This window comes from Mesorhizobium sp. CNPSo 4670 (assembly GCF_057784235.1).
In genome coordinates, this window is record NZ_JBWJFQ010000034.1 from 15,494 (window position 1) to 42,126 (window position 26,633).

Sequence of the window (26,633 nt, forward strand, 5' to 3'; positions counted from 1 at the left end):
GCGCTGGGACAAAGAGGAACCAGCCGATTGCACCCTCATCACCTATGAACGGCGCAGATCGTCGACCGCGTCAGGAACCGCTTCTCCCGTCCGTTGTCCAGCGAGAACATGCCGCCGCGACCAGGCACTACGTCGATAATGAGATCGGTATGCTTCCACGCCTCGAATTGCGAAGCCCCGATGTAGAAGGGCGCGTCTTCGATGTGGCCGAGCAGCACATCATGGTCGCCGACGATGAAACCGGCACGCGGATAACACATAGGCGAAGAACCGTCGCAGCAGCCGCCGGATTGGTGGAACAGCACCGGTCCATGCTCGGCAACGATCTCCGCGATCAGTTCAAGGGCTGCCGGCGTCGCCGTGACCTTCGCATGCATGGTCTTTTTCCGGATTCAGAATGGGGGCGCGGCCCCTCGCGGAGCCGCGCTGTGAGCCAAACAGAGGATCAGAAGAAGCCGAGCTTCTTTGGGCTATAGCTGACCAGCATGTTCTTGGTCTGCTGGTAGTGGTCGAGCATCATCTTATGGGTCTCGCGGCCGATGCCGGACTGCTTGTAGCCGCCGAAGGCGGCATGCGCGGGATAGGCGTGGTAACAGTTGGTCCAGACGCGGCCGGCCTGGATCGCACGGCCGAAGCGATAGGCGCGGTTGCCGTCACGCGTCCAGACGCCGGCGCCGAGGCCATAGAGCGTATCGTTGGCTATCGCCAGCGCTTCATCGTCGTCCTTGAAGGTCGTGACCGAAACCACCGGTCCGAAAATCTCCTCCTGGAAAATGCGCATCTTGTTATGGCCCTTGAACACCGTCGGTTTGACGTAATAGCCACCCGCCAGATCGCCGGGCAGGACGTTACGCGACCCGCCGGTCAGCACGTCGGCGCCTTCCTGGCGGCCTATGTCGATATAGGACAGGATTTTTTCCAGCTGCTCGGACGAGGCTTGGGCACCGATCATCGTCGCCGGATCAAGTGGATCGCCCTGCACGATCGCCTCGACGCGCTTGAGGGCGCGTTCCATGAAGGTGTCGTAGATCGATTCATGGATGAGTGCACGGCTTGGGCAGGTGCAGACCTCGCCCTGGTTCAGCGCGAACATGACGAAGCCTTCGATCGCCTTGTCGAAGAAGTCATCGTCCTCGGCGACAACATCCTTGAAGAAGATGTTGGGCGACTTGCCGCCCAGTTCCAGCGTGACGGGGATCAGGTTCTGGCTGGCATATTGCATGATCAGCCGGCCCGTCGTGGTCTCGCCGGTAAAGGCTATCTTGGCAATGCGCGGCGAGGATGCGAGCGGCTTGCCGGCCTCGAGGCCGAAACCGTTGACGATGTTGAGCACGCCTGGCGGCAGCAGATCGCCGACAAGATCGGCCCAGAGCAGGATGGCAGCCGGTGTCTGCTCGGCAGGCTTCAGCACGACGCAGTTTCCAGCTGCAAGCGCGGGAGCAAGTTTCCAGCACGCCATCAGCAGCGGGAAGTTCCACGGGATGATCTGGCCGACCACGCCGAGCGGCTCGTGGAAATGATAGGCGACGGTATCGTCGTCGATCTGGGAAAGGCTGCCTTCCTGGCCGCGCACGGCGCCCGCGAAATAGCGGAAATGGTCGATGGCGAGCGGCAGGTCGGCGGCGGTCGTTTCACGGATCGGCTTGCCGTTGTCCCAGGTTTCGGCGCATGCGAGGAGATCGAGGTTTTCCTCCATGCGATCAGCGATGCGGTTGAGGATAAGCGAGCGCTCGGCGACGCTGGTGCGCCCCCAGGCGTCCTTGGCGGCGTGCGCGGCGTCCAGCGCGGCCTCGATGTCCTGCGCATCCGAGCGCGCCACCTCGCACAGCAGCTGGCCGTTCACCGGCGAGTGGTTTTCGAAGTAGCGGCCGGAGCGCGGCTCGGCCCATTTGCCGCCGATGAAATTGCCGTAACGCTTGTCGAAGGGCGCCTTGACCGAGCGTGAGAATTCTACCTTGTTCATGTGTCTTCCTCCCAGAGCTGACGCCGCGGAATGCGACGCTTGGGAAGGGAGACTTGCGATTTCCGCCGCTATTGTCACCGTGCCGAGGACAGCGGGCGGGCGGCATGTGTCGCAGAATTGCGACAGTCATTTGAGGATTCGGAAGGTCAGTGAGGCCTGTGGACATCCAGGCGGTTGAGCTTGCGGTGCAGCGTCGCCCGGCTGATGCCCAGCGCCTGGGCCGCAGCCGTGATATTTCCGTCTGCTCGCGCCAGCGCCCGCTGCAGGACGCCGCGCTCAGCCTCGGCGAGGACTTCGGGCCCGCTCTCGCCCCAACCAAGCAGATCTGCGGCGGGCATCGGCCTGTCGAGACACTGTTGCGTAATTCCAAGCGCCAGGCGAGCCGAACGGGTCGCGCCGACCACAAGGTCGTCCGCATCAACCGCGATCAGCGCGCCCGAACCTCTGTCGGTCACCGGCGCCAGCAGAATTCGGGCCTTTGGGAATGCCATTCTGAAGTTCTCCGCCTCGATCCGACGCACCGCGTCGACCACGGCCACCGAGATAAGGTTGGCGAAGGCTTCGGTCAGATCGGCCCGGCAGGAAGACACGTCGAGCGCAGCCACAAGATCCCCCTGGTGATCGTAGATGGGAGCGGTGGTACAACTGAGCCCCGTGTTGCGCGTATGAAAATGCTGGTCGCGATGGATTGTCAGTGCGCGCTGTTCGACCAGGCAGGTGCCGATCCCATTGGTGCCCTGGCACTGTTCGTTCCAGACGGAGCCAGTCCACAAGCCCCAGGAATGAAACGTGTCGTCATCCACTGGGGCGCCGCGCCGTTCGACCGGCACGCCGTCGCGGTCGGCGAGAAGGACGCAACACCCGACGCCACCCACGGCAAGATAGAGCCGGTCCAGACTCGATTGGGCAGCACGGACAAGCGGCTCGCTGCGTTGCCGGGCCTCTTCGAATTCCGCCTCTGTAAGATAGCGTGGGGGACTGCAATCGGTCGGATCGAGCCGATGCAAATTGGAGGACCGTCGCCAGGAGGCAACCAGAGCGGACCTCGCTGCGGCGTCCGAAGCGATCGCGGCCTGAATGCGGTCGGCATGATGACTGGATAGATCCTCGCCCATGCTTATCCTCCCAAACCTCAACTCTCCCTTTCAGGCCCTGGATCAGGTCAACTGCAAGACAGGGTTAAGCTGTCATTGCGCCCGCTTTTCCGCTTTCAATCGTCACACTGTCAATTCGTCGGAAGAACTAGAAGGGCAAACCACTCCCCACTTCGCTTGGCCGAACCGATGGTCATTCTCGCCCCGAACGTTCGAACATTCTTGTCGAAGCGAACCGTTCAATTGACGTCCTGACAGCATAACCAAACCAGATTGGGCATTCATTGATCGAGAGCAAAGTCTCACACGGCACGCCGCCTGGCGACATCGGATGGATTTTCTCGATGCTCCGGATCACAAGCCGGACTTGCGAAGATTGGGACGTGGAATCGCGTGGAGGAGAAACGCCCTTCAGAAGGGCGTCAGAGCAGAAGCCCTGACGCAAGAAGGCCAAGGTGCCGTATCAGGAGCGATATGGGGTCGGCTCAACGCCGTTGAAGAAGGTCCAGAAACTCTCATAGACCAGATCAGGCCGGTGCTCGGCTGGATAGTGACCTGTCGGAATGGCCCAGCCCCTGAGGTCTGGCGCCCAGGGCGTCCAAGCTTCAATAGGCGTCAGGTGACGGCCAACATGGCTGTTGCTGCCCCAGATCACCATGACCGGGCACTGGATCGTCTTCTTGCCGAAATCGGCTGTGTCCATGGCAAGGTCGAGCGTCACGGTCGCGCGGTAGTCCTCGCACACGGCGTGGATCTGCTCAGGCGTGGTGCAGCGGGCATACTCCCTGAAGGCTTCCGGCGTGAATATCTCCAGGCCCACGCCTTTCTTGTTGAGCTTGTAGTTGATGTAGTAGTCGAGGTCGGCACAGATCAGCTTCTCGGGAAAGGGCGCCTTCTGCGCCATGAAGAACCAATGATAGCTCTCCAGCCCCCATCCAAGGGTGACGTTGGTCAGGAGATGGTAGGTCGGGATGATATCCAGCGCGCAGAAACGGGTGATCCTGGCGGGCTGATCAAGCACCATCCGAAACCCGACGCGGGCACCGCGGTCATGGCCAGCAAGCGCGAACTTTTCAAAGCCAAGCGCGCTCATCACATCAAAGGCGTCTTCGCCCATGGCGCGGAAGCTGTAGGCGGCATGGTCCGCACCGCCGTCGGGTTTCGAGCTGTCGCCATAGCCGCGCAGGTCGATGGCGACCACCGTGAAGGATTTTGCCAGGGAAGGTGCGATGCGATGCCAGCTGACATGCGTCAACGGGTTGCCGTGAACAAGCAGCAATGGTGGGCCTGATCCCGCGACGGCGACATTGATCTCGGCGCCCCTGGTCTTGATCCTCCTGTAGGAGAACCCCTCCATCAAGCTTCCATGCTTGCTTTCCAAGGGCGGCATAGAGGATGCGGCGGCGGCTTCCGAGGCGTGTTGGCTGTCCATGGTGCTCTCCAGATAAGGTCATCCTTAGCCTCGCCCTCAAATTGAATACTGTCAACAATTTTCAGTTGACTTTTCTTGGATGCGGCGCAACATGGCTTGAAAGCGGTCACGAAGCCAGCCTTGCGCGGCCGATATCGGGTGGCCTCACCACCGTCGAGCCGAAGGGGGCATGTCCATGGAAAATCCAGATAAATCCTCGCGCAAGACCGCTTCACCCCTGCCTCGCCTGGCCTTGCTGCTTGGCGATATGACGGGTATCGGCCCTGAGCTCGTTGCTCGCGTGCTGTCGGACGGCAGGCTCTCCGACGTGGCGCGCATTGTCGTTCTTGGCGACCGGCGTGTCCTGGAGATGGGCGCCCGCGACGCCGGCGTAGCGCTTTCGCTCAAGACCGTCCCGGATGTTGCATCCATCGACTGGAATGCAGCCGAAATACCTCTTATCGACCTCGGCAACATCGACCCCGCGGCCTTGCCGCGCGGCGTGGTCTCCCCGGAGTCGGGCAAGCTGACGGGGGACACCTTGGCCGAGGCGGTCCGGCTGGCGATGAAAGGCGATGTCGATGGCATCACCTTCGCGCCGCTGAACAAGGCAGCGCTCCATGCCGGCGGATGGAAATTTCCCGACGAGCACAAGATGTTTGCTCATCTGTTGGGACACAAAGGCTATTTCTCCGAGATGAACGTGCTCGACGGCCAATGGATGTCGCGCGTCACCTCGCATGTGTCGCTTCGCACGGCTCTCGATCAGATCACCCATGACAGCATCATCGAGGCTATCGAACTGGTTAACCGCACCATGCAGCGCGCCGGTATGGACAAACCGCGCATCGCCGTTGCGGCCCTTAACCCTCATGCCGGCGAAAACGGGCTGTTTGGCCGTGAGGAAATCGACCTGATCGGACCGGCGGTCAAGGCCGCGGCGGCAACCGGCATCGACTGCAAGGGGCCTTTCCCCGCCGACACCATATACATCAAGGCCTTCGCGGGCGAGTATGACAGCGTCGTCGCCATGTACCACGACCAGGGGCAGATCGCGACCAAGCTGCGCGGGTTCAACCGCGGCGTGACCGTCACGGCCGGGCTGGAGACCGTGTTCACCACGCCGGCGCACGGAACCGCCTTCGACATCGTTGGCAAGGGAAGTGCATCGACAGGTGCACTGGAAAACGCAGTCCGCCTCGCGGCTCAGCTTGCGCGCCGCAAGGACGCGCAGCGCGAAGAGGCCGCGGCCTGAGCAATTCCCGTCGATCAGCTGGAAAGCAAAATGATACAATCCAACAGTTTTCGCATCGCGGTCATCCCAGGCGACGGGATCGGCAAGGAGGTCGTACCCGAAGGCGTGCGCGTTCTGGAAAAGGTCGCGTCGCGCTTCGGCATCGGGCTGTCGTTCGACTGGTTCGATTTCGCCTCTTACGACTACTATGCCCGTCACGGCCGGATGCTGCCGGAAGACTGGAAGGACAAGATCGGATCGCATGACGCGATCTTCTTTGGCGCCGTCGGTTGGCCGGCCGGCGTGCCCGATCACGTGTCGCTGTGGGGGTCGCTTCTCCAGTTCAGGCGCGAGTTCGATCAGTACGTCAATCTGCGGCCGGTGCGCCTGATGCCCGGAGTGCCGAGCCCGCTCGTTGGCCGTGGTCCCGGCGATATCGATTTCTGGGTCGTGCGCGAGAATACCGAAGGCGAGTATTCATCGATCGGCGGCCGCATCTTCCCGGGCACCGAGCGCGAACTGGTTGTGCAGGAAACGGTCATGACGCGCATCGGCGTCGATCGCGTGCTGAAATTCGCATTCGAGCTTGCCGCCAAGGGCAAGCGCAAACACCTGACCTCGGCGACCAAGTCGAACGGCATCTCGATCAGCATGCCCTATTGGGACGAGCGCGTTGAGGAAATGGCGAAAGCCTTCCCCGACGTACGCTGGGACAAGTATCACATCGACATCCTGACGGCTCAGTTCGTGCTTCACCCCGATTGGTTCGATGTGGTCGTCGCATCGAACCTTTTCGGCGACATTCTTTCCGATCTCGGTCCGGCCTGCACGGGAACGATCGGCATCGCGCCGAGCGCCAACATCAATCCGGATCGCAATTTTCCATCTCTGTTCGAACCGGTCCATGGCTCGGCACCGGATATTGCCGGGCAGGGGGTCGCAAATCCGGTCGGGCAGATCTGGTCGGCGGCGATGATGCTTGACCACCTCGGACATGCTGAAGCAGCTGCCGGGATTGTATCGGCCATCGAGACCGTTTTGGCCGAGCCCTCGCTGCGCACGCGCGATCTTGGCGGCGCGGCCAATACCGTCGAATGCGGCAAGGCGATCGCCGCAGCGCTCTGACTTTCAAATCAATTTTCTCAAGGCCGAGGACGACAGGTCGCCTGCATTGGCTGGGCTGGCCGCTGAGTCCGCGAAACCCACCTGTTAGATAGCCGGGGTTGCGGCCTGCGCGATCGCCGCGGTGTCTTCGAGGCTCTCGATATCCCAGCACAGGTCGCGCAGACGCGTTGTTGCCTTTGCACCCAGAACCGGTTCGGCCAGTCCGCCGAACTTTGCGTTGAGGTCGTCGTCGGTCATCGGCCGCGCCAGGCTGCCGATCGCATGCTCGACATGCCTCTTGAGCACGCGACCGTCCTTGAGCTTGATCGTGACGTGACATTCGTCTTCAGCGACGCTTTGCGACGCCACTGCGCTGACGCGATCGCGCAGCGCAATGACCTGCTTATCGCGCACCTTTGCATCGCTATATTCTGCCTCGCCGGCGCGGCCTTCGATAATGGCGACCGCTGCCGAATGGTAGACACTGAATTTGCCTTCGAGGCCGACCTGCGGGGTCTTCTTGCCGGTCAATTCCAACACCAACGGGTCGACTTCCAGCGCAATGCTTTCGATCTCATCGGCCTTCAGGCCGAATTCATTGCGCAATTGCACGCAGCCGTCGATGATCGGATGGATGACGATGCCGCAAGCGAACGGCTTGTAGGTGTTGAGCGCGATCTCGAAACTCTCTCCCAGGCCTTTGGTGATCTCGTCGAAATTCCGTTCGGTGGACATAACGTGGGCGAAACCGCGCGGCGCCTCGAGCACGCGGTTTGACGAGGTGAAGTCGCGTTGCGCCAGCACGGCAGAGAGCAGTCCGTTTTGCGCGGCGCGGCCGGGATGGAAGCTTTTGCACATGGTTCCGAACATCTCACGAAAACCCGAAGACTGTGTGCCGGCGATGCCGAGCGCCCAGATCATCTGCTGTTCGCTGAGGCCGAGCAGGCGGCCTGCCGCGGCGGCGGCTCCGAAAACGCCGGCGGTTCCGGTGATGTGCCAGCCAATGTCGTAGTGCGCGGGATAGACGGCGTTGCCGATGCGGCATTCGACCTCGACGCCGAGGATGAAGGCATGCAGGAGATCGCGGCCGCTCACCGTCTGCATCTGAGCCAGGCTGAGGATCGCGGAGGCGACCGGCCCGGCCGGATGGATGATGGTCCTCAGATGTGTGTCGTCGAAATCGAAGACGTGGCTGGCGATGCCGTTGATGAGCGCGGCGTTCAGGGCGTCCAGCCGTTCGCTACGGCCGAGGATCGCAGCCTGATCCTTGCCGGCGAACGGTGACACCGCAGACAAGGCAATGTCGACGCTCGGATGTTGCGAGCCGCCTACCGCGCAGCCGGTCCAGTTGAGGAAGGAGCGCACCGCTTCGCGCCGGACGTTTGCCGGTACGCTGTCCGCGGATGCCGACACGACATAGCGCGCCAGAATGGCTGTAACGTCCATCATTTGATCTCCCTGGATCGCCGTCGGGCACCGCCCGGTGCATCGGCGTGCTTGCTGATTGGCGTGCATCACGCCATGAAGGCACCGCCATTGACGTGGACGGTCTGGCCGGTGATGTAGCGAGCCGCCGGTCCGCAGAGATAGCGCACGAGCAGTGCAACCTCCTCGGGTGTTCCACGCCGCCCGACAGGCGGCAGTTTCCCGGCATGATGAGAAGGCTCTTCGCCGGCACGCTGAGTGTCGATCATGCCAGGCGAAACGCAATTGACCGTGATGCCTTCACCGGCAAGGTCATGGGCGAGCGCCCGGGTGAATCCGGCTAGGCCCGCCTTGGCCGCGACGACATGCGCGCGACCGCTGGCGCCGGTATGAGCCGACAGACCCCCAATGTTGATCACCACGCCTTGTCCTGATTTCTTGAGATGCGGGAGCGCCGCATGGGCGGTGAGGAATGCACCATCGAGGATGATCGAAAGCACTTCGCGCCATTCGGTGAAACTCAGATCCGCGAACGCGGTTTCGCGTCGCACGGCGGCGCTGTTGACGAGAATGTCTATGCCGCCGAACAGCCGGACAGCCGCGCCGACCAGCGCGTCGACGGCATTCGGATCGACGACGTCTGCCAGGACGGCCGAAGCCCTGCCGCCGGCAGCCATGATCTCGTTGACGACAGCTTCGGCTTCGGCGCGAGATGTGCGTGCGTTCACGACCACCGCGGCCCCGGCTCGAGCCAGTTCCAGCGCCATCACGCGCCCGATGTTGCGTCCTGCACCGGTCACGATGGCGACGCGCCCCTCAAGTTCCCGCGCGCCGTTCATGCGATGTCCGTGGTTTTTGCGGCACCGCCGGTCGAATGTTCCGTGTCGGTTGCCGCTGGCAGGGTCATGCGGCTCTTGCCGCTGAGCACATGCGCAAACGCTGCATCCATGGCTGCCGTGGCGTCGCCCGCTCCCAGCGCTGCCACGATGCGGCGATGCTCGATATTGGATACGGTCAGGCCGCCGCCTTGCAGCAGCGCCCGCTCCCGAAACAGGTGCAGTTCCTTGACGAGCTCGGAATAGGCTTTGTGCAGCCGGCTGTTTCCGGCAAAGCGCAGGATGGAATCGTGGAATTCCAGATTGAGCGGATAGTAACTGTCGAGCGAATTCGCGAGAACCGCTTCTTCCATGCGATCGAGTAAACTCTGGAGTTCTGAAATCTGCTCCGGCGTCACCTTGGTCGCCAGCAGCCGCGCCGCCGATGCAAACAGGCCTGCTCGCACGTCGTAGAGTTCGGCCGCCTGTTCCTCGCCAATCCTGCGCATGAACACGCCTCGATTGGGCACGAGCTCGAGCAAGCCTTTTTCGGCGAGCGCGCGGCAGACTTCGCGGATCGGGCCGCGGCTCACCGAGAAGCGGATTGCCAGCGTATTCTCGTTCAATCGCTCACCAGGGGCAAATTCTCCCGACAGGATGAGGGTTTCCAACTCACGTCGAAGGACGCTCGTCAGGGAGTGGTTCTGGAGAAATTCAAGCTCGGCCCTCATGGGGTAGTGATCGACTATTTACTGCAAACTGTCAACAGAATACAGTGCCGCCGACGCAGCGATCGAGCACATCCCTGGTTTGAAAGCAGGAAAAATCGGAGGTTTCATGGATCAAATGGATGTCCCGCTGGCGCCCTACACGTCGCCCCCACCAAGCCTCCTTGAGCTCTTCCTGGCGTTCACCAAGCTCGGCATCACCAGCATTGGCGGTGGTGTGAACGGCATGATGCACACGGAATTCGTGGTGAATCGGCGCTGGTTCAGCGACAAACAGTTTCTGTCAGGGCTGGCGCTCAGCCAGTCCCTTCCTGGTGTCAATGTTGCAAACCTGGCGCTCTGGCTCGGGTTTCAATGTCGCGGTGTCGTCGGAGCCGTGGTGGCGCTGGCGGCGGTGGTGCTGCCCCCCGCGGTCGCAATAGTCCTGATAGGAAATATCGTGCTGAGGCTGAGCGCCGATCCCGCGATCGGCGCTATGCTCGTGGGTCTGGCGGTTGCGGCCGCCGGCTTGTCACTGTCAGTCGGCTACCTTGCCATGCGCTATGCGTGTGTCGACGCGGTTTCAATTGCCCTCTTCACGTGCACGCTGATCGGCGCGACGGTCTTTCATTTCTCGGCTCTCGTCGTTGTGGCGGTGCTTGCACCCATCGGCATCGGCGTCGGCTTTGTAAGAAGCCGCCATGAAAGACGATAATCTGCTTGTCAGCCTGTTTCTGGTGTTCGCGCCTCTGTCCTTGATGGCCATCGGCGGGGGAGCCTCCATTCTGGGCGAACTGCAGCACAGCGTTGTCGACAACCAGCATTGGTTGACCAACAAGACCTTCCTCGACATGTTTGCCATCTCACGCGTTGCGCCCGGACCGGGAACCCTGATTGTCACGCTGATGGGTTGGCATCTTGCCGGATGGGCGGGCGCGATCGTTGCGACGATTGCGATTTTTGCGCCGTCGTCGCTGCTGGTGATCGTGATCGCGCATTTCTGGCACAGCCGCCCCAATGCGGCATGGCAAGGGGCTTTGGTTTATGGCCTGGCTCCGCTCGCCGCAGGGCTGGTGCTGTCAAGCGTGTTCACTCTCTTGAGCAACGCGAAAGGCGGATGGATTGCCTGGTGCGTGGCAATCGTGGTCGCCGTTGCCGCGCGGACAATTCGTTTGGGTCCACTGACGCTGATGGCCGCTGGATCGTTGGTCTTTTGCGGGCTGTTGTGGGCCGCCGGATAGCGCGCCGCAAAGCCATTTCGATTCAACGCAGATGGCAGCGCTTTGCAATTCGCGCAGATAGTCGTCAGTTAATTGTTGACAATTGACAAAATTAGACCGACCTTTAGTAGGAGGCACAGGCGCATCGCGTTTGTGAGGAAATGTTTCGGGAGGACCGATGGCCTTTGTGGAACTCGATAAGCTGACCAAGCGCTACGGCAAGTTGACGGTGGTCAACGCGGTCGATCTCGCTATCGAGAAGGGAAAGCTGGTGTGCCTGCTCGGACCTTCGGGCTGCGGCAAGACCACGACCCTGCGCCTGGTTGCCGGCTTCGTTCAACCGTCGGACGGTCAGATCCGCGTCGGCGGTCGTGTTGTGTCGTCGCCCCACGCCAGCGAACCGCCGGAAGCGCGCAACATGTCGATGATCTTCCAGAGCTATGCGCTCTGGCCGCATATGACGGTGTTCGAGAACATCGCCTACGGCTTGCGGCTTCGTCGCATGGGCAAGGCCGATATTCAGACAAAGACAGGCCGCATCCTCCAGGCGACCAAGCTCGAAAATCTGGCCGAGCGCTATCCGGGCGAGTTGTCGGGCGGTCAGCAGCAGCGTGTTTCCCTGGCGAGGGCCCTTGTCATCGAGCCGGAGACGCTGCTGCTCGACGAGCCGCTTTCCAACCTCGACGCCAATCTTCGCGAGGAGATGCGGTTTGAAATCCGCCGCCTTCACGACGAGTTCCGGTACACGACCGTTTACGTCACGCACGATCAGACGGAGGCCATGACCGCTGCCGATGTCATCGTGGTGATGAACCAGGGCAATGTCGAGCAGGCCGGTTCTCCCGAAGACATTTACGAGCGTCCGCGTTCGGAGTTCGTTGCACAGTTCATCGGCGGCACCAACATCTTCAAGGGCAAGCGGGTCGGAACGGACACCGTCGATTGCGGCAACGGTCTGCTGCTGCGCTGTGGCAGCGGCGACTATGCCGCCAACGGCCAGACCGCCGTATCCGTACGGCATCACGATCTGCATCTCACCAACGAGAAACCGAAGGGCGATCCGAGCAACTGGGCCACCGGAAAGGTCGTGCGCCAAGTCTATCTCGGGTCGCATCGCGATTATCTTGTCAATCTATCAGGTGGCGAAACCGTGCGGGCGATCGCGCCTGTCGATGTCGCGGTCCCGGAAAACCAACAAATTTGGCTTCATTGCCCACCTGATCGTTGCCGGGCGCTCGCACACTAGGGAGAGAGAGAATGTCCAATAAGAAAGTCGCAGCAGGCGCGCTTTTTGCAGCCTTGGCATGGGGTCAATTGGCCTGGGCGGGTCCGCCCGAACCCTACAAGGTTACGGACGACTTGGTTGCCGCGGCAACCAAGGAAGCGTCGGTCGTCTACTACACCTCCACCGATGTCCAGGTCGCCGAGAAACTGGGCGCTGCATTCGAGGCGCACTATCCAGGCATCAAGGTCCAGGTGGAAAGGGCCGGCTCCGAGCGCGTCTTTCAGCGCATAGGTCAGGAATATTCGAGCGGCATTCACAACGCCGACATCATCGAAACCTCCGACGCATCCCATTTCCTGACGTTCAAGGAGCAGAACTGGCTGACGCCGGCCGTTCCGGAGGATGTCGCCAAGATGTGGCCGGAAAAGGATCGTGATCCCGATGGCTTTTATGCGGCGTTCCGCGCCACGCTGACGGTAATTGCCTACAGGACAGATCTGGTCAAGGAAGGAGACGCCCCGAAGACCTGGACCGATCTGCTCGATCCCAAATACAAAGGCAAGCTGGTGAAGTCGCACCCCGGCTACAGCGGCAACGTGATGACCGCCACCTACGCACTCAGCCAGCTTCTCGGATGGGACTATTTCGAGAAATTGGGCAAGCAGGGTGTGATGCAGGTTCAGTCCTCGACGGAGCCGCCGAAGGTCCTCGCCCAGGGCGAACGCCCGATCCAGGCGGACGGCAACGAATACAACGTCTTCATCCTCCAGGACAAAGGCGTGCCGATCAAGGCGGTCTATCCGGCGGAGGGAACCTCGATCGCTTACGGCAACGCCGCGATCCTGGCTTATGCTCCTCATCCGAACGCGGCCAAGCTGTTCTATTCCTTCATGTTCTCGCAGGAAGCGCAGCAGTTGAACGACGATTTCGGCGGTTTGCGTTCGGTTCGCCCGGACGTGAAGGAGAAATCCAACCGCACGCCGCTCTCCCAGATCAAACTTCTCGACTCCGATCCGTCGAACGTTCGGGATGCCGTCGAAGAGATCAAGCAGAAGTACGAAGAGTATTTCGGCACGTAAGCAAAGGCTCGGCACCGGCCACGGATCGGTGCCAGAATGAGGATCTTGCGATGTCGTCACCGGCGACATCGCCACATCCCTGGGCAGATCGGCGGTCGATCCGCCGACGTCGGATCAAACTCAGAGGTGACCAGGTGACCATCGCTGCATTGTCTCCCGATACCGCCAACAGGCGACACCTCGGCAGGTTCGATTTGTCGACGCCGCTCTTCGTGCTGCTTGCAGTGGTTCTGTGTGTGCTGGTCCTGCTGCCTTTGTTCTGGCTGGGATACTACGCCCTCACCAACAAGGCTGGTTCACCGACCCTGGCGAACCTGGCCCGTCTCTTTACCGATGCCACAATTCGCCGAGCTTTCCTTATTTCGCTGGGCATGGCTGGTTGCGTCGGCGTGTTCTCGTGCCTGGTCGCCACACCGCTCGCCTGGCTCGTCGCGCGCACCGACATGCCGGGGCAGCGCCTGGTCCGCAGCCTGGTGACGGCATCCTTCGTGACGCCGCCATTCCTGGGTGCCATTGCCTGGGCGATGCTGGCCGCGCCCAACAGCGGCATCCTCAACAACATCTACCGCTGGGCATTTGGCCTCGATCAATCGCAGGCGCTGTTCAACATCTACACTTTCACCGGACTGGTGTTCGCGGTCACCTGCTACTCTTTCCCCTTCGTCTTCACGCTCGTCGCCAACGCCTTCGACAAGGTGCCGTCCGATCTTGAGGAAGCGTCGGCGATCCTCGGCGGCAAGCCAGGCACCACGTTGCGGCGGGTGACGCTGCCGATGGTGCTGCCGGCGATGCTCGCCGGGTCTCTGGTCGCCATCGTCCAGGCCTTCACCATGTTCGGTTCGCCGGCGATCTTGGCGCTGCCGGCCGGGTTCCACGTTCTCACCACCAAGATCTGGAGCTTCTTCCAGTTTCCTCCACGGCTTGACCTTGCGGCAGCGAGCGCCGTGCCTTTGCTTGTGGTCACAATGCTCTTGCTGTGGGGGCAGAGATGGCTGCTTGGGCGCCGTGGCTATACCGTGCTCGGCGGCAAGAGCGGCACCCCGCGGCGTGTAAAGCTGGGCAACTGGAAATGGCTGGCTGGCGCATACGTCCTGTTCATCCTGTGCGTGACGATCCTGTTCCCCTACCTGGCCTTGCTCAAGGTGGCGCTGACCCACAACATTTCCGAACCGCTCAGCTGGAGTTCCTTGACGCTCCATAACTTCAATTTCGTGCTTTTCGAATTCTCCAGCACGCGGCTCGCCATCTGGAACACCCTGATCCTCGGCCTCGCGACGGCAACGATCGCGACCGGCATAGCTCTTGTCGTGTCCTATCTGGTTGCGCGCCGCGCGGTGCCGGGCGCCTCGCTGCTCGGCATGCTGGCGACCGCGCCAATTGCGATTCCAGGCATTGTGCTGGGCGTCGGCCTTTTCCTGGCCTATGCCAATCCGACTTTCGGTCTCTACGGCACGCTGTGGATCCTGCTGATCGCGTTCCTGACGATTGAGCTTCCGGCCGGTTACCAGCAACTGTCATCGGCCTTCCATGGCGTCCATCCGGAACTGGAGGAAGCCAGCCGGATACTGGGCGCCACGCGCCTGAAGACCCTTTGGCAGATCACCGCGCCATTGTTGCGCACCAGCCTGATCGCGGCCTGGTGTTTCGTCTTCATCGGCACCATCCGGGAACTGTCGGCGACGGTCCTGCTGACGACGGCGCAGACCAAGCTGGTCTCGGTCATCATCTACGACCTCAACGAAAGCGGCGACTACGGCGCGATTTCGGTGCTTGGTATTCTGCTGCTGGTGGTTTCGTTCACTGTCGTCTTCATAGCCAACAAGGTTCCGGTTCTCGGCGGCGCGGCTCCGAGGAGCGGCAGTTGATAGGTTACAGCTTGGTTCCACAGCAATTATCGGCGTTTCGCTTGACAAGAGGAAGTATCGTCTCAGTCATGGGCTCGATTGGACGCGTCGGCATCAATTCGATGAGGGAGACCAAACCATGGATGATGCGCAGGCAACGCGTTGGCGCCCATCAGGGCCGGACCAGGCAAGCGGCATATCCCGTGACGCATTGAATGGAATTCAGGCCCATGGCTAACGAAACCGAGAACATGCAGGGATTTTCGCCCATCGACTTCTTGCGCACGCGCTCGCTTGCCAATGTCGTGCAGCACGAAATAGAGCGAATGATTGTCGAGGGGGAATTCACACCCAACGAGAGGATCAACGAAAACGCCCTGGCCCAGCAACTCAAGGTCAGCCGCGGACCGATCCGCGAAGCGTGCAGCGCGCTCGCCGCTCTTGGGCTGATCCAGGTGATTCCCAATCGCGGGTTCTTCGTGCGCGAACTCAGCGAAGACGAAGCCCGTGATGTCTCGGAGGCCCGTGCCTACATCTTCGCCTGCATGACCATGAGTGTTGCCGAGAGGATCACCGACCCCGAGGTCGCCAGGCTGCGCGCGCTCGTCGACCGCATGGACGCGCTGGCCAAGACCGGTGAGGTGAGCCAGTACTACCCGGTCAATCTGGAGTTCCATTCCGAACTGGCCAGGATGTGTGGCAACGCACGTCTGGCGCAGATCTATCTTGGCCTCGCTCGCGAGCTTCATATCCAGCGCTATCGAGCATTGGCCAGTGGCGACGTGCTCGACATATCCAACCGCGAGCACAGGGCAATAGTTGAGGCTGTTGCCGCCCGCGACTCGCAACGGGCTTTCACGGCCGGGCGGGAGCATATCGTCAATGGCACCTCGCGAACGCGCAGGGCCAGCGTCGCTTTGCGCCACGGCTCCGACTGACCCCCACAGGGGCGACTCTCCACCCCATACCTGTAGTCGAGGTCGAGGACAGATACCGCGACAGCATTTTGTATGCCGGCGGCGGCGACTGTCCGACGAACTGAAAACTTGGTTGCCCTGTCGACAAAAAATTGTTGACAGTTTACCAAAACTGCCTTCCTACTCGTCTGCATCAGGCGGCCATGACATGGAGTCGAGCTTGAACTCGATGCCTGGCTGGGCCGCTACACGTTCGATGGAGAGGACTATCAATGCACGACACCGCACCTGCAGGTCTCACGAATTATGTGGCGGAATTCGTCGCGTCGGCCACTCCAGAAGATCTGCCGGACGACGTCGTGGCCCTTGGCAAGAAGTCGATACTGGACGGCATCGGGCTGGCTCTTTCAGGCTCGGTCGCGCAAAGCGGCGACCTCGTCCGCCGCCATCTCGATGAGCTTGGACTGATGCCGGGCGCCGCGACCGTAATCGGGGCGGGCCGCAAGGTTGCACCGCGCTTTGCGGCATTCGCGAATGGTGTCGGCATCCATGCCGATGATTATGACGACACCCAGCTGGCCGTCGCCACGGATCGCGTCTACGGCTTGCTGACTCATCCTACGGCGCCGGCATTGCCCGCCGCTCTGGCCATTGGCGAACAGGTCGGCGCCTCGGGCAAGCAGGTCATGCTGGCTTACCATCTCGGCGTCGAGGTCGAGTGCAAGATCGCCGAGGCCATCGCGCCCCGCCACTATCAGACGGGATTTCACGCGACGGCCACTTGCGGAACGTTTGCCGCGGCCGCGGCTGCTGCGTGGCTACTGCGTTTCGACGCGAAAACCACGGCTCGCGCGCTTTCGATCGCAGGCAGCCAGTCGGCTGGCTTGCGAGAGAATTTCGGCACGATGACCAAGCCGTTCCATGCCGGGCGCGCATCGGAAAGCGGTGTCGCCGCCGCACAGTTCGCCGCCCATGGATGGACTGCTACCGACAAGATATTGGAGGCCCCGCGCGGGTTCTTCCAGGCGGCCGGCGGCGGTTATGACGAGAACGCCATCCGCGGACGCCTCGGCGCTCCCTGGACGTTCGCCAACCCGGGCATCTCGATCAAGCCGCATCCCTCGGGTTCGTTGACCCATCCCGGCATGACTGAGATGGCGCGCCTCATCCGCGAGAATGGCATCAAGGCCGGGGATGTGAAGCACGTACGCATCGGCACGAATTCCAACATGCCGAACGCCCTGATCCATCACCAACCGCATGATGAGTTGCAGGCCAAGTTCTCCATGGAATTCTGCATGGCAATCCTGCTGCTCGACGGCAAGGCCGGGCTTGGCGAGTTTACGGATGCGGCAACGCAACGCGACGACGTCAAGGCCATGATCGACAAGGTGGATTTCGTCATCGACGAAAAGGCCGAGAAAGCAGGCTATCACAAGATGACGACGATCATCGACGTCACGCTCAATGATGGCCGCGTCATCCATGGCGAAGCCGATTTCGGCAAAGGCAGCCCCGCCAATCCGATGAGCTACGAAGAGGTTGCCGACAAGTTCCGGGACAACGCGGCTCATGCCCGCCTTGCCCGTTCGGCGGCTGACGAGGTCGTCGCGCTGGTGCGCGACCTCGAAGAACAGCCCTCGCTCGAGCGGTTGATGGCCCTGGTCGCCAAGGCCGGCTGACGGTCTTCGTGGCGCTGCGCCGCAGCCGGCATTCAGAAAGGTTGGTTCGATGGCCCATCTCACGATCGGCATCCTCAACGGCGATGATATCGGACACGAAATCGTGCCCGCTGCCGTGCGCATCGCCCAGGCCGCCGCGGCGCGAACGGGTCTCGACATCGACTGGCGGCCGATGCCGATTGGCCGCTCGGCACTCGACACACACGGCTCGACGATGCCCGAAGGCACGCTCGAGACGCTTTCGACACTCGATGGCTTCATACTCGGTCCGATCGGACATCGCGCCTATCCAAAGGTGATTGGCGCGATCAACCCGCATCCGATCTTGCGCAAGCACTTCGGCCTTTTCGCCAACGTCCGTCCGACCCGTTCCTTCCCCGGTCTCGGCGCACTGTTCGACGATGTCGATCTCGTCATCGTGCGGGAAAACAATGAGGGCTTCCAGCCGGATCGCAACGTGGTTGCCGGTTCGGGAGAATTTCGTCCAACGCACGATACGACCATTTCGGTCCGCGTTATCACCCGTGCCGGCAGCTATCGCGTAGCCAAGGCCGCACTCGAACTTGCCAGAACGAGGCGCAAGAAACTGACGATCGTTCACAAGGACACCGTGTTCAAGCTCGGCTGTGGCATGTTCGTGGAGGAGTGCTACCGGGCCGCCGAGCAGTTCCCTGACGTTGCTGTCGACGAGGTCATCGTCGACACCTTCGCCATGCGGTTGCTTCGCGATCCCCAGACATTCGATGTCGTCGTCACCACCAACATGTTCGGCGACATCCTGAGCGACGAGGCAGCAGGCCTCGTCGGCGGGCTCGGCATGGCGCCCGGCCTGTGTATCGGTGAAGGCAACATAGCCATGGCACAGGCGGCGCACGGGTCTGCTCCCGATATTGCCGGAAAGGGCATCGTCAATCCCTATGCGATGGTCGAATCCACCCGCATGCTGCTGGAGTGGCTCGGCCACAACCGCGGCATTGCAGAGGCGCTCGCCGCGGCGTCCATCATGGCGCAAGCCACCATCGCCGCGCTCTCGCGGCCAGAAACGCGCACGGGCGACATACGTGGGATCACCAACACCGAAGGAATGACCAGCGCCATCGTCGCTGCCATCGAGAAGGAATCTGAAAATGTCCTTGCATAAGATCGCTGTCATCGGCGGCGATGGTATCGGCCCGGAGGTGGTCGAGGCCGGCGTCAAGGTGCTGGAAACGCTGGCAGACGTCGAGCCAGGCCTTGCCTTCGATTTCAAGCGCTTTGACTGGGGCTCGGACTATTATCGCCGCAACGGCCGCATGATGCCGCAAGATGGTCTGGCTCAGATCGAGGGCTTCGATGCCATCTATTTCGGTTCGGTCGGTGATCCGAACCTTCCCGACGATATCACGCTCTGGGGTCTGCGTCTGGCCATCTGCCAGGGGTTCGACCAATACGCCAATGTGCGGCCGACGCGTCTGCTGCCCGGACTGACCGGTCCGCTGCGCCCCGAACTCGGCAAGCAGATCGACTGGGTTATCGTCCGCGAAAACAGCGAGGGCGAATATGCCGGCGTCGGCGGTCGCGCCCATCGCGGGCTGCCGATCGAGGTCGGCATGGATGTCGCCGTCTTTACCCGCACCGGCATTGAACGGATCGCCCGCTTTGCCTGCGATCTTGCCATGTCGCGCCCCCGCAAGCTGCTGACCGTGGTGACAAAGTCGAATGCACAGCGCCATGGCATGGTGCTCTGGGACGAAGTCGTGCGCGAAGTGGTGCGCGACCACCCTGGTCTGACTGTCGACTGGATGCTGGTCGACGCGATGACCCAGCGCATGGTCAACAAGCCTGGCAGCATCGACACGGTTCTGGCGACCAACCTCCACGCGGACATCCTTTCCGACCTGGCTGCAGCACTTGGCGGGTCGCTCGGCATCGGCTCGACATCGAACATCGATCCGTCGCGCAATCGTCCGTCGATGTTCGAACCCATCCATGGTTCGGCCTTCGACATTACCGGCAAGGGCGTCGCCAATCCGCTTGGATCGTTCTGGACGGCGAGCTTGATGCTGGACCATCTGGGTGAGCAGGCTGCATCGCGACGTCTCATGGTTGCGATCGAAACCGTCACCGGTCGAGGAGAATATCTTAGCCCGGATCTTGGTGGCGCAGCCAACACCGCCGAAGTAACGGCCGCTGTGATTGCTGCGCTTGCAGGCGTGAACAGTCCAGGATCCTGAGGCTTACCCGGACAGCGCGGGGACTGTCCTGTCAACCACCGAGGCCGTCGCGGATCGCGCTGAAATAGCCGTCGACTCCGACCTGTTCGCTCTTCAGCGCAACCACCAGTCCGTCGATCGCCGCAATGCGCGAATAGGCGGCGCATAGCGGGGACCCTGGCGAGGCAGGCAGCGGCATCCGCACAGTCAGGGCGTCGTGCTCTTCACTTGGCCCATTGCGGAACGTGCAGCAGCTGACGCAGGCGGATTGGCAATCCGGGCGAAGCGCGCAATTCGGCACAGCTGGCCTCCCATCGCCCGAGGTATTCGGCGATCGGTAGACCGGTGCGGCCGGGCCAGCGGTTGAGTGCACCCAGTGCCTCGACGCAGTCCGGCGCGCGGTCGTATTCGGCGAGGATGGTCACGGACATCGCCTGGGCGAATGGATTGAGGCCGGGTATTTCGATCTCGCTGCGATGGTCGCCGAACCACGCCGCGGCGTCGCTGGTGAGCCCCTGGCTGTCGGCAAGGGCGGTATAGCTTCGGATGATGTTTTCGCGATACTTGGCAATGGCATCGCCGAAGGCGTTGTCGCCGGCGAAGGGCGGGGCCTCCTTCCAGCTTTTCGCCAGACGCCCGAGCCCGCGCAGCGAGTGGGCCTCCACCATTGCTTCCTCGAGCCACTGGCAGGGCGCCGCCGGCTTGGCGTCCGCCTGCCAGCTGTTGCAGAGTACATGGCCGAGCTCGTGGCCGAACTGGTAGGCGAGCTTCGACCAGTCACGCTCGCCGATATCGACGATGATCCAGGCCATGCTGCTGCCGTCCGGATGCAGCCAGATCGCCGGCGTGCCGGAAGTGTGCTCGTCGACACGCAGCCGCGTCGGCTGGCGGTCGGAGAGCAGCCGGACGCCGTCAAGGCATGCATGCCGCATGCGCTCGACGACCTGATCTGCCGCGCCCTCCAGCATGCGGCCCCAGTCGCCGGCAAGCTCGATGGGTGCGGTGAGGAGGGTGGAGGGAGCGGCCATTGCAGGAGTAACGCCCCAGCAGGTCAACTTGGGCTGAGCAAATAGCATTGGTGCGCTTCCTGCGCCAAGGATGAAATCACGCCGTTTCATATTCGCTCTGCCCTCCAAGCCCTTCTGATACCGCCTTTCAGCATGACGCTCGTCTTTGGCAAAATTCAGAAAGTCGCTTACCTTGCGATGGAACCAAGAGAGGCTATCGTCATGAATGCGGATCCTGATCGTATCGGCTCAGCCAGCCGCCTTTTCACCTCACATGGTACGACGTTGTTCGTCGATCCGAGCTCAAACGAACTCCGACATGGACCTTTTGAGGCCACTCCTTTCAATACTGTATTGATGCCAGAGGGCGGAGAATCAGACCCCAAACTCTCCGACGCATACTTAAATCAAGATATAGTTAGACTTTCTTCATACTCAAATGGGTTTTCCTTCAAAAAGAATGATGGAAGTAACTATGACGATAGTATCAACTCATTTGCCCTCGTAAATTTTAACAAGAAGGAATTCGGGCTGAAGAAAAGCGGATTGTTCCTCAGCGCGGAACCGGATGGCCGCGTTTCGCTATCGAGAACAGAGTGCAAAAGCTGGGAGCTGTTCCATTTTCGGCATGATGCTTCCGAGGTAAGCGGATCGATAGTTAGGCATCGGATTGACGGTCAGATAGTGAATTTCTTTATATCGAACCGAGCCGATTACATTCAATCGTTGCTGCTACGTGGAGATTTTTATGACCGCGAGGCGCTCAATCTCATCAGGCGTCAATGTCTACCGGAAAAAACATTCGTCGACATAGGTGCCAATATCGGCAATCACTGCATTTTCCTCTCAAAATTTTGTAATCCATCCGAGGTGATCGCGTTCGAGCCCAATCCAGCTGCGATAGCCATACTTAGGATAAACATGTCACTCAACGGATGTTCGAAAGTCAATTTGGACCATCTTGGTTTGGCGCTGTCGTCAAAATCTGGGACAATGCGCGTACATTATCCATCAATCGGAAATATTGGTGGCGCTCAAATGTTGCCGGACGACCTTGGGGACGTGAAATGCATTCCCGGCGACGATCTTCTGTATCAGAAGCCGATTGGATTCATTAAAATTGACGTCGAAGGTGCTGAATTTGAAGTCCTCAAGGGATTGAAGAATACAATCGAGCTCCGGCGGCCAAATCTGCTGGTCGAGGTTTGGCCTCAGGCTCGCAAGGAGCTCGAGGCCTGGTGCAGCGCTTTTCACTATATGATCCAGGAATCCCTACCTATGGATGACAACTACTTCTTGGTGCCCAAGGAAAGGACTTGACCGCGGGAGTCGCATGGCAACGACCGCCGCCCAAATTGCATTTTTGTTCCACTTCCGCATGCGCCCGACGACTGATCTGCCGGGCACGGAACCCGCGTATCATTCACCTGTCCCGTGGATTGTACGCTGTTGGAGACCGTAAATCTCCACCTCGGAAAGATGGAGATACTCTTTGCGTGGGATCGAAATCCGAACGTAGCGTGCTTCCACAGGTAAGTCAGAGGACCACACCAGTGGCATTCCAGCGCTATATCCGCCGAAGATTTGACCGGGCTCAGTGCTGAATATCAGCTTCCAGTCCACGCCATCAATCGAGCCTTCGACTACAATGGGCGACGTTCGGCGCTGCATCCATTCCGGAATACGGTCTCGGTTGAATATCCGAATGGCGAACACTTGAGAGGGTTCTTCAAGGTCTACCATCCACCACGGGGTTTCGATATTCTCAGTATGAAATCCAAGCGCTTTTGCTGGATTTCCATTTACTGCATTCCCGGCGTCTTCCTCCAAGGTCGATCCAACGGACCACTGGCTCAACGAACTTTGTGTCGCTCGCTTCTTGAGCGCGAGGTTGGGCATCGAAAGATCTATGGGAGGATGTCCATCGAATTGGCGAACCGGCTGATAGCCCCGCAGCCTACCAACTTCGAGATAGTGGTGCAGTGGATCCTCGAACCACCCTTCGCTTATCTCCATTGCAGCGTCGATGTATCGATGTGCGTACCAGATGGAATCGAAGGTGATGGCAGACCCCTGCGCGGTTCTCGACGGCAAGCCGCTGTCGTAATTTTCTCTCGGCACTCGCAGGAATGGAGCGGAAGTCTTCAGCAGCGCAACCTGATTGCGCGATATCTCTTTCCATCTACCCGATATCCGGTGATGGTATTCCAGGCTCTGTTCCTCCGGAATTCCATAGTTCAACGGAAATAGAAAGTATCTATAACGAGGATCATCAATCGGCAGCAGATCGACCTCGCGATGATGCGCCGGGTTGTAGAAACCACTGAGCGGAAGGAAGATCGTCTGCGCTTGGGAAAGCCATGCTGCTAACCAGGAGAACGTGCTGACCGCAACGACAATGTTCTTTGCTGAACGTATCAAATCAAAGTCGGCCCTGGCCCCTTGGCTGTCGTAGAAGACAGCTTTTGGGAAGCGAGATCTAAGTTGTCGCACATACTCTGAATCGCCGAGCTGTCCGACAAACACCGGATTTAGTCCCGTCGAAGCGACCACATCCTCATAGAAATCTATCGGAAGAAGCGGATAATGAGCTATGCCTTGTAGGATTTCGGCAGTTCGAATATTGATTAGTAGATCACCATCGCCAATTTTCCGTTCCGGAGAACTGTATGGAAAAAGTGAGTGATAAGCTTGAGGTGGGTCAAGAAATTCCATCCTCTGCAGATGGTCAGCCATCATTATTCGCACCGACTCGCTTCTGTTCGCAAGACGGCAAATCTCACCAACGTGAGGCCGAAAGGCATCCCAAGTCCACAAATCTATGTTATCAAGAAAAATCTGACTTTGCGTATCGTCTGAAATTTCAATGCCCCATTCCGGGATAGAAACGCCAACAACGCTGCATTGTTCAATGCGCTTAGACATTGCCAAAGCGCCCATATACTGAATCATCTTATTCGCTACATTACCTCGATGCCTTAAGGCGATGACACGCCTACGCGCGAAGTAATTTTCTAGCGGCACCTGACTCATTTTGCTACACTTTCTGCGAGACTAGTAGTTTCTCTTCTCCACTTCAGTAAAAAAAATTGGGAAAATTTCGCATAGATTATCTTGAATGATCAACAGATCCGGCACCAAGCAGATAATAATTGACCAAATTGTCGATCTGAAGCGCGCGGTGCCGCGTCATATGCCTTGCTTTAACAAGGCGCATTCCGGCGGATCTGATCTCGTCCACAGCGGGCCGGTTGCGGTCGTCCAGAATCCAATCCACCTTTTCCAGAAAATCCTCTCTCGCAGCAAAAATGCATGTTTCGTGATCTACGAAACCGAGTTCGTTCATTTCCTTTTCGATCAAGCGATCGGTCAAAAGCAATGAACCTGCCGATGCGATTTCAAAATTCTTGAGATGAATGTAGCGATAAGAATGGCCATCGCAAAAGCAGCAAAGGTATTTTGAGAGTTCCTCGTAGTATCGTACTCTAACAATGGCGGGGCTGTCGTCGTTGTATTTCCCCGCATAGCCAGGATGATCCAATACGGCCACCTTGCTGGAGTCGAGACCGGCCGCATATTTCCTCAGAGGTCGATCCGCCGCGATGCTCCCCGACACGAGCACCTTGGAAATCGGGGTTTCATTGAACACGATACGCTCAAAGCCTTTGCAACCTTCCATCGCCGACGAATATGGAACCCAATTCACTGCACGATGGGTGAAGTGGTTCTGAAACTCGTACGCATATGGGCTTATTACGACATCGGATGAAGCGACAAGGGAGCGCAGCAAAGTATCATAACTCGGATTGTAACTTACAAGGTCGTCTATTTTCAAAAGCTTAAGTGCTGAAAGGGCATCGAGAGATATGGATATGTCACCATGGTAGGCTATCAAGAGAGCCGAATATGAGTTCAGGCGCTCTATTGTGCTTTCGGCGGCAAAGTTCGTTGATCTGCAGTCTATGATGTCGAAATCATAGTCTTCATTCAACAACCGAACCAAATAGAAGTGCTCGTCTGCCAGATAGGACGATAGCCAGCCGATGTCGCAGATGACGGCCTTACGGGGAGCGCGGGACAGCGTGTCTGCGGCAGCTCGAATGGTGGGATGGACGATGTGGCTTTGAATCCGGCTCTTGTCGAAATCGGCGTGGTCGGTTCGCCATTGGATAGTCTCCCTGCTGCTTTCCGTGCACCAGTTTTCCGAAGCGATGAACAATTCCCAAGTGCTGCAAACAGGAGCCCTGAGTTCCACATGGCCATTAGGTATGGCCGACAGAAACAGGCCACCCGATCTCAGTGCCAGCAAGCCACGTTCGAGAGGGATCAATTCGAGCGCGTCCGCATCTGCTGGCCGATTCTGCCGTTTCGCCTGTGAGGCGGTCAAACAGGCGTCATGAAAGCAAAGGACCGGTTCGGGCAAACCGATGCCGGCATTGAGCAACCGACCCTGCCGGTATCCGCCTGCCAAACTCATCTCCGGTTCAAAGAAAACGTTTGCCGGGACGCTTTCGACGGGGCCGTGTCGCAGCTCGCCTGTAAGTTGGTCGACATACAGCACAGTGCCGAACGCTGTGAACAACCGCGCGGGTTTGAAACACGGACCGCTCGTGTGGCTGCGTGCAAGCCGCAGTCGGTGTTTGATAAAAAAATCAACATTGTTCTTGAGCCGCTGATTGCCGGCATCCAGTTCGAACGCCTTTTGCCCCCATTCCACAGCTTGATCCATCGAATTGAGTTTCCATGCTGCCGTGGCGCCAAGCTCGTACAGCCGAGCCCCCCAGCAACGCGCGTCGTCCAGATAACTGCCGGTGCGGCGCGTCTTCTCGATCCCATTGCTGCAGGCCCAGAGCAGGTTCAGCCAGTCGGCCTTGCCATGGAACTCTTCGGCCATGTCCAGCCAGATTTCGCGCCGATGGGGGGCCTCCATCCGTGCTTTGTCCAGCCAGGACAATTTCTGCTCCGGTTGCATGCGCGCGATGTAGCGCATTGCCTCGGAGCGTTCTTCGCCCCATGTGCTTGTCGGCAATGCAAGGTAGTGCTCGAGCAGTTGGACGGCCCGCTCTGGCTGGTTGGCCCACATCAAGTCCCGTCCGAGCCAGAAGCATATTTGACCGTCGCCGGGGTCCTCCTTATGTGCCACTTCCATCAGCGGCAGGTAGCTGCTCCTTGTTGGCTTGGCGAGGTCCTGCACCTCGAACATGACAATGTCACTGCTGTTCGTGGTGACTTCCCTGTCTCCGGTGAAGACCAGAGCCTCGTGGACAGGCCGCTTGAAGCGATATCCCCAGCGATGGTGAAAGTTCTTCGCCGGCCAGCTTCGAAGCGGTGTCGGATCCTCGACACTCGATCTGTAGATCGTCTGGCAGTAAAGGGCTGTCGTCTCGGGGGTCCAGGCAGCCTCAAGTTTCGCCCGCCAGCCAGGCGCAAGAAACCGGTCCATGTCCATCGTACAGCATACATCAACGTCAGGCGGGATCAGGGCCATGGCGGCGTTGCGGGCGTCGTCGAAGCGCCACGGGCGGACTGCTATCCTGTATACTGTCACCCCCGCCTCGGTTAGTCGCTCCACTGTGCCGTCCGTGCTGCCGGTGTCGACCACAATGCGATAGTCGGCGTCGACGGCCGAATTGGCCCAGCGCTCCGCGTTTGCGGCTTCGTTCAAGGCGATGGTGTAGACCGCAACTTTCAAATCAAGCCCCTTCACTCAACGT

General features: G+C 59.9%; 22 protein-coding genes and 1 pseudogene. 12 read left to right on the forward strand and 11 right to left on the reverse strand.

What is annotated here, in order from left to right; all coding sequences use genetic code 11:
* Positions 1-38: 38 nt before the first annotated feature.
* The 4 genes from AC0ZT5_RS33605 to AC0ZT5_RS33620 form a co-directional block, all read right to left on the reverse strand.
* Positions 39-377 carry a DUF779 domain-containing protein gene (locus AC0ZT5_RS33605; RefSeq protein ID WP_477394459.1) on the reverse strand — a complete coding sequence of 113 codons (339 nt, stop codon included), beginning with the start codon at positions 375-377 and terminating at the stop codon, positions 39-41.
* A gap of 68 nt (positions 378-445) precedes the next feature.
* Positions 446-1,963 (reverse strand): aldehyde dehydrogenase, encoded by a 1,518-nt coding sequence (gene adh / locus AC0ZT5_RS33610; RefSeq protein ID WP_488499951.1) that lies wholly within the window; start codon positions 1,961-1,963, stop codon positions 446-448.
* A 146-nt stretch (positions 1,964-2,109) separates the two neighbouring features.
* The gene (locus tag AC0ZT5_RS33615; protein ID WP_488499952.1) at positions 2,110-3,078 is read right to left on the reverse strand and encodes a helix-turn-helix domain-containing protein; all 969 of its coding nucleotides are present in this window, start codon (positions 3,076-3,078) and stop codon (positions 2,110-2,112) included.
* A 442-nt stretch (positions 3,079-3,520) separates the two neighbouring features.
* Positions 3,521-4,489 (reverse strand): alpha/beta fold hydrolase, encoded by a 969-nt coding sequence (locus AC0ZT5_RS33620; protein WP_488499953.1) that lies wholly within the window; start codon positions 4,487-4,489, stop codon positions 3,521-3,523.
* 175 nt (positions 4,490-4,664) lie between these two features.
* Here AC0ZT5_RS33620 and AC0ZT5_RS33625 point away from each other — a divergent pair, with 175 nt between their 5' ends.
* Entirely contained in the window at positions 4,665-5,723 is a 1,059-nt protein-coding gene (locus tag AC0ZT5_RS33625; protein WP_488499954.1) for a PdxA family dehydrogenase, read from the forward strand.
* Positions 5,724-5,753: 30 nt separating this feature from the next.
* Positions 5,754-6,827 (forward strand): tartrate dehydrogenase, encoded by a 1,074-nt coding sequence (locus tag AC0ZT5_RS33630; protein ID WP_488499955.1) that lies wholly within the window; start codon positions 5,754-5,756, stop codon positions 6,825-6,827.
* Between the two features lie 84 nt (positions 6,828-6,911).
* On the opposite strand, the gene AC0ZT5_RS33635 is transcribed toward AC0ZT5_RS33630, so the two are convergent.
* From AC0ZT5_RS33635 to AC0ZT5_RS33645, 3 genes are all read right to left on the reverse strand, one after another.
* Positions 6,912-8,255, reverse strand: a complete 1,344-nt coding sequence (locus tag AC0ZT5_RS33635) for an MmgE/PrpD family protein (protein WP_488499956.1) — start codon at positions 8,253-8,255, stop codon at positions 6,912-6,914.
* A 65-nt stretch (positions 8,256-8,320) separates the two neighbouring features.
* Entirely contained in the window at positions 8,321-9,070 is a 750-nt protein-coding gene (locus tag AC0ZT5_RS33640) for an SDR family NAD(P)-dependent oxidoreductase (RefSeq protein WP_488499957.1), read from the reverse strand.
* The gene (locus AC0ZT5_RS33645; RefSeq protein WP_488499958.1) at positions 9,067-9,777 is read right to left on the reverse strand and encodes an FCD domain-containing protein; all 711 of its coding nucleotides are present in this window, start codon (positions 9,775-9,777) and stop codon (positions 9,067-9,069) included. Before AC0ZT5_RS33645 ends, AC0ZT5_RS33640 begins: the two co-directional genes overlap by 4 nt.
* Before the next feature lie 106 nt (positions 9,778-9,883).
* Between AC0ZT5_RS33645 and AC0ZT5_RS33650 the strand changes: the two genes are divergently transcribed.
* The 9 genes from AC0ZT5_RS33650 (at position 9,884) to AC0ZT5_RS33690 (ending at position 19,933) form a co-directional block, all read left to right on the forward strand.
* A complete protein-coding gene (locus AC0ZT5_RS33650; protein WP_488499959.1) occupies positions 9,884-10,468 on the forward strand; it encodes a chromate transporter in 585 nt (194 codons plus the stop codon).
* Positions 10,455-10,994: a chromate transporter gene (locus AC0ZT5_RS33655; RefSeq protein WP_477225723.1), complete on the forward strand. Its 540-nt coding sequence runs from the start codon at positions 10,455-10,457 to the stop codon at positions 10,992-10,994. The genes AC0ZT5_RS33650 and AC0ZT5_RS33655 overlap by 14 nt, the downstream gene beginning before the upstream one ends.
* Before the next feature lie 157 nt (positions 10,995-11,151).
* Positions 11,152-12,219, forward strand: a complete 1,068-nt coding sequence (locus AC0ZT5_RS33660; protein WP_488499960.1) for an ABC transporter ATP-binding protein — start codon at positions 11,152-11,154, stop codon at positions 12,217-12,219.
* An 11-nt stretch (positions 12,220-12,230) separates the two neighbouring features.
* Positions 12,231-13,277 carry an ABC transporter substrate-binding protein gene (locus AC0ZT5_RS33665; RefSeq protein WP_488499961.1) on the forward strand — a complete coding sequence of 349 codons (1,047 nt, stop codon included), beginning with the start codon at positions 12,231-12,233 and terminating at the stop codon, positions 13,275-13,277.
* Between the two features lie 134 nt (positions 13,278-13,411).
* Positions 13,412-15,142 carry an ABC transporter permease gene (locus tag AC0ZT5_RS33670; protein WP_245330953.1) on the forward strand — a complete coding sequence of 577 codons (1,731 nt, stop codon included), beginning with the start codon at positions 13,412-13,414 and terminating at the stop codon, positions 15,140-15,142.
* 209 nt (positions 15,143-15,351) lie between these two features.
* Positions 15,352-16,059 (forward strand): FCD domain-containing protein, encoded by a 708-nt coding sequence (locus AC0ZT5_RS33675; protein ID WP_477424361.1) that lies wholly within the window; start codon positions 15,352-15,354, stop codon positions 16,057-16,059.
* Positions 16,060-16,310: 251 nt separating this feature from the next.
* A complete protein-coding gene (locus AC0ZT5_RS33680) occupies positions 16,311-17,720 on the forward strand; it encodes an MmgE/PrpD family protein (RefSeq protein WP_488499962.1) in 1,410 nt (469 codons plus the stop codon).
* 49 nt (positions 17,721-17,769) lie between these two features.
* Complete coding sequence (locus tag AC0ZT5_RS33685; protein ID WP_488499963.1) at positions 17,770-18,861, forward strand: isocitrate/isopropylmalate dehydrogenase family protein; 1,092 nt, start codon at positions 17,770-17,772, stop codon at positions 18,859-18,861.
* Complete coding sequence (locus AC0ZT5_RS33690) at positions 18,848-19,933, forward strand: tartrate dehydrogenase (protein WP_488499964.1); 1,086 nt, start codon at positions 18,848-18,850, stop codon at positions 19,931-19,933. The genes AC0ZT5_RS33685 and AC0ZT5_RS33690 overlap by 14 nt, the downstream gene beginning before the upstream one ends.
* Positions 19,934-19,964: 31 nt before the next feature.
* Here the strand turns inward: AC0ZT5_RS33690 and AC0ZT5_RS33695 are convergent.
* Together AC0ZT5_RS33695 and AC0ZT5_RS33700 are read right to left on the reverse strand one after the other, a co-directional pair.
* Positions 19,965-20,129, reverse strand: a pseudogene (locus AC0ZT5_RS33695) (four-carbon acid sugar kinase family protein); the annotation flags it as partial.
* A 7-nt stretch (positions 20,130-20,136) separates the two neighbouring features.
* The gene (locus AC0ZT5_RS33700; RefSeq protein WP_488499965.1) at positions 20,137-20,988 is read right to left on the reverse strand and encodes a hypothetical protein; all 852 of its coding nucleotides are present in this window, start codon (positions 20,986-20,988) and stop codon (positions 20,137-20,139) included.
* Positions 20,989-21,072: 84 nt separating this feature from the next.
* Here AC0ZT5_RS33700 and AC0ZT5_RS33705 point away from each other — a divergent pair, with 84 nt between their 5' ends.
* Positions 21,073-22,239, forward strand: a complete 1,167-nt coding sequence (locus AC0ZT5_RS33705) for an FkbM family methyltransferase (RefSeq protein ID WP_488499966.1) — start codon at positions 21,073-21,075, stop codon at positions 22,237-22,239.
* A gap of 99 nt (positions 22,240-22,338) precedes the next feature.
* Here the strand turns inward: AC0ZT5_RS33705 and AC0ZT5_RS33710 are convergent, their stop codons facing one another.
* Together AC0ZT5_RS33710 and AC0ZT5_RS33715 are read right to left on the reverse strand one after the other, a co-directional pair.
* Positions 22,339-23,952 (reverse strand): discoidin domain-containing protein, encoded by a 1,614-nt coding sequence (locus tag AC0ZT5_RS33710; protein ID WP_488499967.1) that lies wholly within the window; start codon positions 23,950-23,952, stop codon positions 22,339-22,341.
* A gap of 76 nt (positions 23,953-24,028) precedes the next feature.
* The gene (locus AC0ZT5_RS33715) at positions 24,029-26,626 is read right to left on the reverse strand and encodes a tetratricopeptide repeat-containing glycosyltransferase (protein ID WP_488499968.1); all 2,598 of its coding nucleotides are present in this window, start codon (positions 26,624-26,626) and stop codon (positions 24,029-24,031) included.
* Positions 26,627-26,633 lie beyond the last annotated feature (7 nt).

Bases quoted from the DNA above. Each gene is read 5' to 3' on its own strand.
- AC0ZT5_RS33605 (WP_477394459.1), bottom strand. From the start codon at position 377: ATGCATGCGAAGGTCACGGCGACGCCGGCAGCCCTTGAACTGATCGCG.
- adh (WP_488499951.1), bottom strand. From the start codon at position 1,963: ATGAACAAGGTAGAATTCTCACGCTCGGTCAAGGCGCCCTTCGACAAG.
- AC0ZT5_RS33615 (WP_488499952.1), bottom strand. From the start codon at position 3,078: ATGGGCGAGGATCTATCCAGTCATCATGCCGACCGCATTCAGGCCGCG.
- AC0ZT5_RS33620 (WP_488499953.1), bottom strand. From the start codon at position 4,489: ATGGACAGCCAACACGCCTCGGAAGCCGCCGCCGCATCCTCTATGCCG.
- AC0ZT5_RS33625 (WP_488499954.1), top strand. From the start codon at position 4,665: ATGGAAAATCCAGATAAATCCTCGCGCAAGACCGCTTCACCCCTGCCT.
- AC0ZT5_RS33630 (WP_488499955.1), top strand. From the start codon at position 5,754: ATGATACAATCCAACAGTTTTCGCATCGCGGTCATCCCAGGCGACGGG.
- AC0ZT5_RS33635 (WP_488499956.1), bottom strand. From the start codon at position 8,255: ATGATGGACGTTACAGCCATTCTGGCGCGCTATGTCGTGTCGGCATCC.
- AC0ZT5_RS33640 (WP_488499957.1), bottom strand. From the start codon at position 9,070: ATGAACGGCGCGCGGGAACTTGAGGGGCGCGTCGCCATCGTGACCGGT.
- AC0ZT5_RS33645 (WP_488499958.1), bottom strand. From the start codon at position 9,777: ATGAGGGCCGAGCTTGAATTTCTCCAGAACCACTCCCTGACGAGCGTC.
- AC0ZT5_RS33650 (WP_488499959.1), top strand. From the start codon at position 9,884: ATGGATCAAATGGATGTCCCGCTGGCGCCCTACACGTCGCCCCCACCA.
- AC0ZT5_RS33655 (WP_477225723.1), top strand. From the start codon at position 10,455: ATGAAAGACGATAATCTGCTTGTCAGCCTGTTTCTGGTGTTCGCGCCT.
- AC0ZT5_RS33660 (WP_488499960.1), top strand. From the start codon at position 11,152: ATGGCCTTTGTGGAACTCGATAAGCTGACCAAGCGCTACGGCAAGTTG.
- AC0ZT5_RS33665 (WP_488499961.1), top strand. From the start codon at position 12,231: ATGTCCAATAAGAAAGTCGCAGCAGGCGCGCTTTTTGCAGCCTTGGCA.
- AC0ZT5_RS33675 (WP_477424361.1), top strand. From the start codon at position 15,352: ATGGCTAACGAAACCGAGAACATGCAGGGATTTTCGCCCATCGACTTC.
- AC0ZT5_RS33680 (WP_488499962.1), top strand. From the start codon at position 16,311: ATGCACGACACCGCACCTGCAGGTCTCACGAATTATGTGGCGGAATTC.
- AC0ZT5_RS33685 (WP_488499963.1), top strand. From the start codon at position 17,770: ATGGCCCATCTCACGATCGGCATCCTCAACGGCGATGATATCGGACAC.
- AC0ZT5_RS33690 (WP_488499964.1), top strand. From the start codon at position 18,848: ATGTCCTTGCATAAGATCGCTGTCATCGGCGGCGATGGTATCGGCCCG.
- AC0ZT5_RS33700 (WP_488499965.1), bottom strand. From the start codon at position 20,988: ATGCTATTTGCTCAGCCCAAGTTGACCTGCTGGGGCGTTACTCCTGCA.
- AC0ZT5_RS33705 (WP_488499966.1), top strand. From the start codon at position 21,073: ATGACGCTCGTCTTTGGCAAAATTCAGAAAGTCGCTTACCTTGCGATG.
- AC0ZT5_RS33710 (WP_488499967.1), bottom strand. From the start codon at position 23,952: ATGAGTCAGGTGCCGCTAGAAAATTACTTCGCGCGTAGGCGTGTCATC.